Source organism: uncultured Faecalicoccus sp. (assembly GCF_944325745.1).
In the GTDB taxonomy this organism is placed as follows: Bacteria; Bacillota_I; Bacilli_A; order Erysipelotrichales; family Erysipelotrichaceae; genus Faecalicoccus.
This window is the reverse complement of record NZ_CALVBG010000109.1, coordinates 1-8,283: the sequence shown is the minus strand read 5'-3', so window position 1 is coordinate 8,283 and position 8,283 is coordinate 1. Positions and strand designations below refer to the sequence as shown.

Here is an 8,283-nt window from a genome sequence, read left to right as displayed (position 1 = left end):
AGGTATTGTCTTATGAGCAAAAAAGTTGCTAAGGTTTGTAAGTTGCAATTCCCTGCTGGCGGAGCTAAACCAGGTCCGGCTCTGGCAAGTGCCGGTATCAACATGCCACAGTTCTGTACAGCATTCAACGATGCAACAAAAGACCGTAAAGGGGACCTTGTACCAGTTGTGATCACTGCGTATGAAGACAAGAGTTTTGATTTCGTATTGAAAACGACCCCTGCTGCCGTAATGTTGAAAAAAGCCGCAAACATTCAGAAAGCCAGCGGTGACCAGAAACAGGTAGCTGGAACGATCACAGTAGATCAGTTAAAAGAGATCGCAGAATACAAGATGCCAGATTTAAATGCGAACGATGTAGAAGCTGCTATGCGTATCGTAGCAGGAACGGCTCGCAACATGGGTATCAAGATCGAAGGATTTGAATAGGAGGACTATCAATGGCAAAAGTAAGTAAAAGATATGCTGAAGCAAGCAAATTGGTAGATCGTTCTAAAACGTATTCTATTGAAGAAGCGATCGCTTTGGCAAAACAGACAGGTAAATGTGGATTTGACGCTAGTGTAGAAGTTAATTTCCGCTTAAATGTAGACCCTCGTCATGCGGATCAGCAGATCCGTGGTGCTATGGTACTGCCTAACGGTACTGGAAAAACACAAAAAGTTTGTGTTGTAGCACAGGGCGAAAAAGAAAAGGAAGCTCAGGAAGCTGGTGCTGATTTCGTAGGCGGAGCCGACATCATTGAAAAGATCCAGAAAGGCTGGATGGATTTCGATGTATTGATCGCCACACCAGATATGATGGGACAGTTAGGACGCTTAGGACGTATCTTAGGTCCAAAAGGTTTGATGCCTAACCCTAAGACAGGTACAGTAACGATGGATGTTGCGAAAGCCGTTGATGAAGTTAAAAAAGGGAAAGTCACTTACCGTGTAGACAAAGAAGGAAATATCAATGTCATGATCGGGAAATTGAGTTTCGAAGATGACAAATTGGTAGAAAACTTCCGTGCGATCTTCAGTACGATCGCCAAAGCTCGTCCGGCAACAGTAAAAGGAAACTACATGAAGAATCTTGTTCTTTCCACAACGATGGGCCCTGGCATCCGTGTTACTATCGAAAGATAATTGACAAAATAGCCAGAATCAGTAAAATTTAGATTGTTATCAATATTCCAAAGACAGTAACTGCCGCGAGGCTTAATTTGTTACCGAGGGTTGATGCTAAGAGATTTTTTGAATGCATTCCATTGACCCGTGTCTTTGATGATACGGGTTTTCTTTTGGATATTGTTACAATAGTTAGAAAGAGGTGGAACGAATGAATCAAACGATCCTTGCACAAAAGGAAGCCAACGTTAACGCCTTAGCTGACAAGATGAAGGAAGCCAGCTCTATCGTAATGGTTGAGTACCGCGGTTTGACGGTTGCCGAAATCAATGAATTGCGTAGAAATCTACGTGCTGAAGAAGTAGAATTCAAAGTTTACAAAAACGCAATTGCACGTCGTGCATCTGAAAAACTGGGTTATGACGATTTCGCTGGAGGATTGGTTGGACCAAACGCCTTGGCATTTGGGAAAGACCCTGTGGCTCCTGCTCGTGTCTTGGCAAAATTTGCGAAAGACCACAACGCTCTTGTCTTGAAGACAGGAATCGTAGACGGTGAAACGGTAGATGCCGATACGATCAAAAAGCTGTCTGCCTTACCAAACAAAGAAGGTATGTTGGCTAAGTTCGCTTCTTGCTTGAATGCACCATTGATCAAGTTTGCTATGACGGTCAAAGCTGTGGCCGAAGCAAAAGAAAACGGTACATTTGCAGTGAAAGAAGTAGAAACAAAAGAAGAAGCACCTGCTGTAGAAGCAGCAGAAGAACCAGCTGTGGAAGAAGCAGCTGCAGAATAACAATAGGAGGAAAAGAAAAATGGCTAAATTAACTCAAGAAGATATTCTTGCATACTTAGAAGAAGCTACAATTTTAGAACTGAATGATTTAGTAAGTGCTATCGAAGAAAAATTCGGTGTCGTAGCCGCAGCTGCTGTTGCAGCTCCAGCTGCTGAAGAAGCAGCTCCTACAGGACCAAGTGAAGTAACAGTTACTTTGACAGATGTTGGTGGAACAAAAGTTGCTGTCATCAAAGCTGTACGTGAAATCACTGGTTTAGGATTGGTAGATGCTAAGAAATTAGTAGATGGTGCTCCAGCTGCCATCAAAGAAAACGTTAGCCCAGAAGAAGCTGACCAGATCAAAGAAAAATTGGTTGCTGCTGGTGCTACTGTTGAAGTTAAGTAATTTAATTTCACAAATTCACATAAACGTCTTGAGGAACATCCTTGAGACGTTTTTTTTGTATGTGCTACAATACAGCTATGTTGGAAATAAAAGATGTTACAAAGATTTATCCTAATGGAGTCAAAGCGTTAGATCATTTGAACCTTTCGATCCCCAAAGGGAAACGAACTGTACTTTTGGGCCCCAGCGGATGCGGGAAGACGACTTTATTGCGAATCATTGCGGGATTGGAAGACTGCACACAAGGGACAATCGATCGGGATGGACTCTCTAAGATCTCCTTTGTATTTCAAGACGATAAACTTTTGGAAAGAATCAGTGTTTACGATAATATCGCATATGGGATCGATCTAAGAACGACGTCCAAAGAAGAACTGAAGGCAATGGTGATCAAGAACGCTAGACGGGTGGGAGTGGAATCCATTCTTTCGCAAAAAGTTTCTACCCTTTCGGGAGGACAGAAGCAGCGTGTATCTCTGGCAAGAGCTTTGATGAAAGATCCGGATCTTCTTTTGATCGATGAAGGATTGAATTCTCTGGATCAAAGGACAAAAGCCGATCTGATCCAGATCCTTCTTTCTTTACAGGAACAAAAAGGGTTTACTTTATTGTATGTAACCCACGATTTGGAAGAGGTCCAGCAAGTCGGCAATCATTTTATTGAATTAAAAAAGGAAGAGGAGTGAATGATCATTCCTCTTCCTTTAAGATCTTGGCAACTGCGTTGAAGATTCCGTTGTCATATGTGCTGGTCGTAGACCAGTCGGCAAAGCTTTTGACATAATCGGTTGCGCTTCCCATCGCAACTCCGATGTCTGCTTTTTGAAGCATGCCGATATCATTGGTGCTGTCTCCGATGCAGATTGCATCTTTCCAAGTCATATCAAATTGATCTAAGACCATTTCAACGCCTTTGGATTTGTCATTATCGGCATTGAAGATATCAAAACAGAAGCCGTCGGTCTTCACGTTGATCAAATCGGACCGCAAGTTCGGGTGGGCTTTTAAGAATTCATCTAAGCTTGTTTTATCTTTGGTCATGATAACGGCATTAAAAACACGATGACGTTTATGGAAGGTCTGAGTGACGTCATAGAACAAAGAATCTAAAACATTGCAGTATTTACAGAAATCATACATTGGATAGAAATCATTATAAATATAAGTAGCGTCCCCGAAATGGAACATCAGTCCAAATTGTTTTTCTTTGCATAAGTTGACGAGATCTTCGACGGTTTTCTTATCGATTGGGTAAGCGCCGATTTCATTGAATTCCTTATCTAAGATATATCCGCCATTGATAAGAACATACGCATCGAAGCGCACACGTTCCAAGATCAGTTTCATTTGATTCAGCGGCCTGCCTGTGGCGGCACAGACTTTATAACCCTTATCGCGCAAAAGATCGATGGCATCCAAGGCGCTGTCTTGGATAATATCATTTTCGGTTTGATATAAAGTGCCATCCATATCTAAAAAAATGATTTTATGTTTCATAAAATTTCCTCGCTTTATACGGTACTATTATAATCGAAAATGATGAGGATGGGGATGAAAAACGATTTTTTTCAAAAAGTGTTTGACTTTCTTTTTGAAAAAGTGTAATTTAATCGTGCATGCGTAAAGTTGGGATTCGAAAGAATCCTATATTAAACGGATGAAAAAGACACACCCGGAAACGTGTGTTAAAAAGATTTTGAAAGGAGGGTACTTATGCCTACAATCAACCAGTTGATTCGTAAAGGTCGTAAGGCCAGTCAGAACGTCTCAAAGTCACCAGCTTTGAACCGTGGGTACAACTCACTGAAGTCTAGACCGACAAACTTGTCCAGCCCACAGAAACGTGGAGTCTGCACCCGTGTCGGAACCATGACACCAAAGAAACCAAACTCAGCACTTCGTAAATATGCGCGTGTTCGTTTGAGCAACGGAATGGAAGTTACAGCTTACATCCCAGGAATCGGACACAACTTGCAGGAACACAGTGTTGTATTGATTCGTGGTGGACGTGTCAAAGACTTACCAGGTGTTCGTTACCACATTATCCGTGGTACATTAGACTGCGCCGGTGTAAATGACCGTAAACAATCTCGTTCACTGTATGGAACGAAAAAACCGAAAAAGTAATCAATCGTGAAAGGAGGAATTTAAATGCCTAGAAAAGGACACATTGCCAAACGTGATGTATTAGTCGACCCTATGTATAACTCTAAGTTGGTCACTCGTTTGATCAATAAAATCATGATTGATGGAAAAAGAGGGGTTGCACAAACTATTTTGTACAACGCGTTTGAAATCGTTGAAGTAAAAACAGGAAAACAGCCAATGGAAGTTTTCGAACAAGCATTGGAAAACGTTATGCCTCAGTTAGAGCTGAAGGTTAGACGAGTAGGTGGTGCCAACTACCAGGTGCCAGTAGAAGTTAGTGACGAACGTCGTTTGACATTAGGTCTTCGTTGGATCGTTAACTATGCACGTTTAAGAAATGAAAAGACAATGGAACAACGTTTAGCTGCAGAGATCATCGATGCATCGAACGGAACAGGTGCCAGTGTTAAAAAACGTGAAGACACTCATAAGATGGCGGAAGCAAATAAAGCCTTTGCTCACTACCGCTGGTAAGAAAGGAGATAGTTTAGTTATATGCCTAGAGAATATAGTCTAGAAGATACTCGTAATATCGGTATCATGGCGCACATCGATGCCGGAAAAACGACTACAACTGAACGTATCCTTTATTATTCGGGTGTTAACCACAAGATCGGTGAAACTCATGAAGGTGCCAGTACAATGGACTGGATGGAACAGGAGCAGGAACGTGGTATCACGATCACTTCTGCAGCCACTACTTGTCATTGGAAAAAATTAGATGGCACGGGTCATGAATGCCGTATCAATATCATCGATACACCAGGTCACGTAGACTTCACAGTTGAAGTTGAACGTTCTTTGCGTGTATTGGATGGTGCCGTAACGGTATTGGATGCCAAAGCCGGTGTTGAACCACAGACAGAAACGGTTTGGCGTCAAGCTACGACTTATGGAGTACCACGTATCGTATTCGTTAACAAAATGGATGCGACAGGGGCTGACTTCATCATGTCATGCAACACGATCATCGATCGTTTAGGGGCAAAATCTTGCCCGATTCAGTTGCCGATTGGTGCTGAAAGTGATTTTGAAGGAATCATCGATATCATCGAACGTAAAGCTTATACATTCAGCGGAGACTATGGACGTATTATTACCGAAGTAGAGATCCCTGAAGAAAGCCAGGATCTTGTTGAAGAATATCGTGCCAAATTATTAGAGTATTTGGCTGATTACGATGAAGATTTCATGATGATGGTCTTGGAAGGTGAAGAACCAGAAATCAGTGAAATCAAACGTGTATTGCGTATCGCCGTATGTGCTGGTGATTTCTTCCCAGTATTGTGTGGATCTGCATACAAGAACAAAGGTGTTCAACAAGTATTGGATGCAGTTGTTGATTACTTGCCAAGTCCATTAGATGTACCGGCTATCAAAGGTACCACTTTGGATGGAGAAGAAGATGCCCGTCATCCTAGCGATGATGAACCATTCTCCGCTTTGGCCTTCAAGATCGCAACGGACCCATTTGTAGGTAAATTGAGCTTCTTCCGTGTGTACTCTGGTACAGCTACTGCAGGAAGCTATGTATTGAACTCTACAAAGGATAAGAAGGAACGTTTTGGTCGTATCGTACAGATGCACGCCAACCATCGTAAAGAGATCGATCAGGTTTGGGCAGGAGATATCGCTGCTGCTGTAGGTCTGAAAGTCACTACGACGGGAGATACTCTTTGTGATGAAAAACATCCGATCATTTTGGAATCGATGGAATTCCCGGAACCAGTGATCGAATTGTCTTTGGAACCAAAAACAAAAGCTGACCAGGATAAAATGGGATTGGCTTTGAGCAAATTGGCTGAAGAAGACCCAACTTTCAAAACATATACAAACGAAGAAACAGGCCAGACGATCATCGCCGGTGTAGGTGAACTTCACCTGGATATCATCGTTGACCGTTTACGTCGTGAATTTAAAGTAGAAGCCAACATTGGTAAACCACAAGTTGCTTACCGTGAAACGATCCGTGGTACAGCAGACTGTGAAGGTAAATACATCCGTCAGTCTGGTGGTCGTGGACAGTATGGTCACGTATGGATCAAATTCGAGCCAAACGAAGGAAAAGGATTCGAATTTGTGGATGCCATTGTCGGCGGTACCGTTCCAAGAGAATATATCAAACCAACTGAAGAAGGTTTGAAAGACGCTTTGAACAACGGTATGGTTGCAGGATATCCAGTAATCGATATCAAAGCAACATTGTTCGATGGTTCTTACCATGATGTCGATTCCAGTGAAATGGCATACAAGATCGCAGCCAGCATGGCATTGCGTGAAGCTGCTAAGAAATGTAGTCCAGTGATCTTGGAACCGATCATGTTCGTTGAAGTAACAGCTCCAGCGGAATACTTAGGAAGCGTCATGGGAGATGTTTCCAGCCGTCGTGGTCAGATCACAGAACAGGAAGAACGAGGAAATGCCGTTATCGTTCGTGCTAATGTTCCATTATCAGAAATGTTTGGATACGTTACGGATCTGCGAAGCTTTACACAGGGACGCGGAACTTACTCAATGAAATTTGATCATTATTCAGAAGTTCCAAAGAGTATTGCGGAAAAGATCATTAAAGAGAATTCAAGCGAAAACTAGTTGCTTTTCAAGTAGTTCTAAAGTACAATGATTTTGCATGAATTTTTAAATTTCAATTAGGAGGAAACTAAAATGGCAAAGGAAAAATTTGACAGAAGTAAAACCCATGTTAATATTGGTACTATCGGTCACGTTGACCATGGAAAAACAACATTAACAGCTGCCATTACGAATGTATTGGCTCAAAAAGGTCAGGCTAAAGCTACAGCTTACGACCAGATCGACGGTGCTCCTGAAGAAAAAGAACGTGGAATCACGATCAACACAGCACACGTTGAATACGAAACAGAAGGACGTCACTACGCTCACGTAGACTGCCCGGGCCACGCCGACTATGTTAAAAACATGATCACTGGTGCTGCTCAGATGGACGGTGCAATCTTGGTTGTTGCTGCATCTGATGGACCTATGCCTCAGACTCGTGAACACATCTTGTTGGCTCGTCAGGTAGGTGTACCTTACATCGTTGTTTACTTGAACAAATGCGATATGGTTGACGATGATGAATTAGTTGACTTGGTAGAAATGGAAGTTCGTGAACTTCTTAACGAATACGGATTCGACGGAGATAACACTCCAGTTATCCGCGGTTCTGCATTGAAAGCTCTTGAAGGCGATCCAAAATACGTTGAATCTATCAACGAATTGATGGATGCTGTTGACAGCTGGATCCCAGATCCAGAACGTGACATCGACAAACCATTCTTGATGGCTGTGGAAGACGTTATGACAATTTCTGGACGTGGTACAGTTGCTACAGGACGTGTTGAACGTGGACAGGCTCATTTGAACGACGAAGTTGAAATCGTTGGTATCAAAGACACTCGTAAGACTGTATTAACTGGTTTGGAAATGTTCCACAAACAGTTGGACGTTGCTCAGGCTGGTGACAACATCGGTGCTTTGCTTCGTGGTATCGCACGTGATGAAATTCAGCGTGGACAGGTTTTAGCAAAACCAGGAAGTGTACATCCACACACTACTTTCAAAGCTCAGGTTTACGTACTGACTAAAGAAGAAGGTGGACGTCATACTCCATTCGTTTCTAACTACCGTCCTCAGTTCTACTTCCGTACAACTGACGTTACTGGTGTTATCACTCTTCCAGAAGGAACTGATATGGTAATGCCTGGTGACAACGTTGAAATGTCAGTAGAATTGATCCACCCAATCGCTATCGAAAACGGAACTAAGTTCTCTATTCGTGAAGGTGGACACACTGTAGGTGCCGGAAACGTTACTGAAATCAT

Annotated in this window: 10 protein-coding genes and 1 other annotated feature; of the genes, 9 read left to right on the top strand and 1 reads right to left on the bottom strand. The window is 42.5% G+C overall.

Annotated elements, in window-relative coordinates; translation table 11 throughout:
• Positions 1-12 precede the first annotated feature (12 nt).
• The 5 genes from rplK to Q0J48_RS07415 all read left to right on the top strand — a co-directional run bounded on the left by rplK (position 13) and on the right by Q0J48_RS07415 (position 2,979).
• A complete protein-coding gene (rplK, locus tag Q0J48_RS07435; RefSeq protein WP_183374819.1) occupies positions 13-429 on the top strand; it encodes a 50S ribosomal protein L11 in 417 nt (138 codons plus the stop codon).
• An 11-nt stretch (positions 430-440) separates the two neighbouring features.
• Positions 441-1,127: a 50S ribosomal protein L1 gene (rplA, locus tag Q0J48_RS07430; protein ID WP_296242838.1), complete on the top strand. Its 687-nt coding sequence runs from the start codon at positions 441-443 to the stop codon at positions 1,125-1,127.
• A 29-nt stretch (positions 1,128-1,156) separates the two neighbouring features.
• Positions 1,157-1,290: a sequence feature (ribosomal protein L10 leader region), on the top strand.
• Positions 1,291-1,320: 30 nt separating this feature from the next.
• The gene (gene rplJ / locus Q0J48_RS07425) at positions 1,321-1,905 is read left to right on the top strand and encodes a 50S ribosomal protein L10 (protein ID WP_296242837.1); all 585 of its coding nucleotides are present in this window, start codon (positions 1,321-1,323) and stop codon (positions 1,903-1,905) included.
• Positions 1,906-1,924: 19 nt separating this feature from the next.
• A complete protein-coding gene (gene rplL / locus Q0J48_RS07420; RefSeq protein WP_296242836.1) occupies positions 1,925-2,293 on the top strand; it encodes a 50S ribosomal protein L7/L12 in 369 nt (122 codons plus the stop codon).
• 59 nt (positions 2,294-2,352) lie between these two features.
• Positions 2,353-2,979 (top strand): ABC transporter ATP-binding protein, encoded by a 627-nt coding sequence (locus tag Q0J48_RS07415; RefSeq protein ID WP_296242835.1) that lies wholly within the window; start codon positions 2,353-2,355, stop codon positions 2,977-2,979.
• A gap of 4 nt (positions 2,980-2,983) precedes the next feature.
• Here Q0J48_RS07415 and Q0J48_RS07410 read toward each other — a convergent pair whose 3' ends face one another.
• Positions 2,984-3,790: an HAD family hydrolase gene (locus Q0J48_RS07410; RefSeq protein ID WP_296242834.1), complete on the bottom strand. Its 807-nt coding sequence runs from the start codon at positions 3,788-3,790 to the stop codon at positions 2,984-2,986.
• A gap of 216 nt (positions 3,791-4,006) precedes the next feature.
• On the opposite strand from Q0J48_RS07410, the gene rpsL reads away from it, so the two are divergent.
• The 4 genes from rpsL to tuf form a co-directional block, all read left to right on the top strand.
• Complete coding sequence (gene rpsL / locus Q0J48_RS07405; RefSeq protein WP_183374833.1) at positions 4,007-4,420, top strand: 30S ribosomal protein S12; 414 nt, start codon at positions 4,007-4,009, stop codon at positions 4,418-4,420.
• A gap of 24 nt (positions 4,421-4,444) precedes the next feature.
• Entirely contained in the window at positions 4,445-4,915 is a 471-nt protein-coding gene (gene rpsG, locus Q0J48_RS07400) for a 30S ribosomal protein S7 (protein WP_022789367.1), read from the top strand.
• Positions 4,916-4,936: 21 nt separating this feature from the next.
• Entirely contained in the window at positions 4,937-7,033 is a 2,097-nt protein-coding gene (fusA, locus tag Q0J48_RS07395) for an elongation factor G (protein ID WP_296242833.1), read from the top strand.
• A gap of 72 nt (positions 7,034-7,105) precedes the next feature.
• Positions 7,106-8,283: elongation factor Tu (gene tuf, locus Q0J48_RS07390; RefSeq protein ID WP_296242832.1), on the top strand; the 1,178-nt coding region annotated here is incomplete at its 3' end.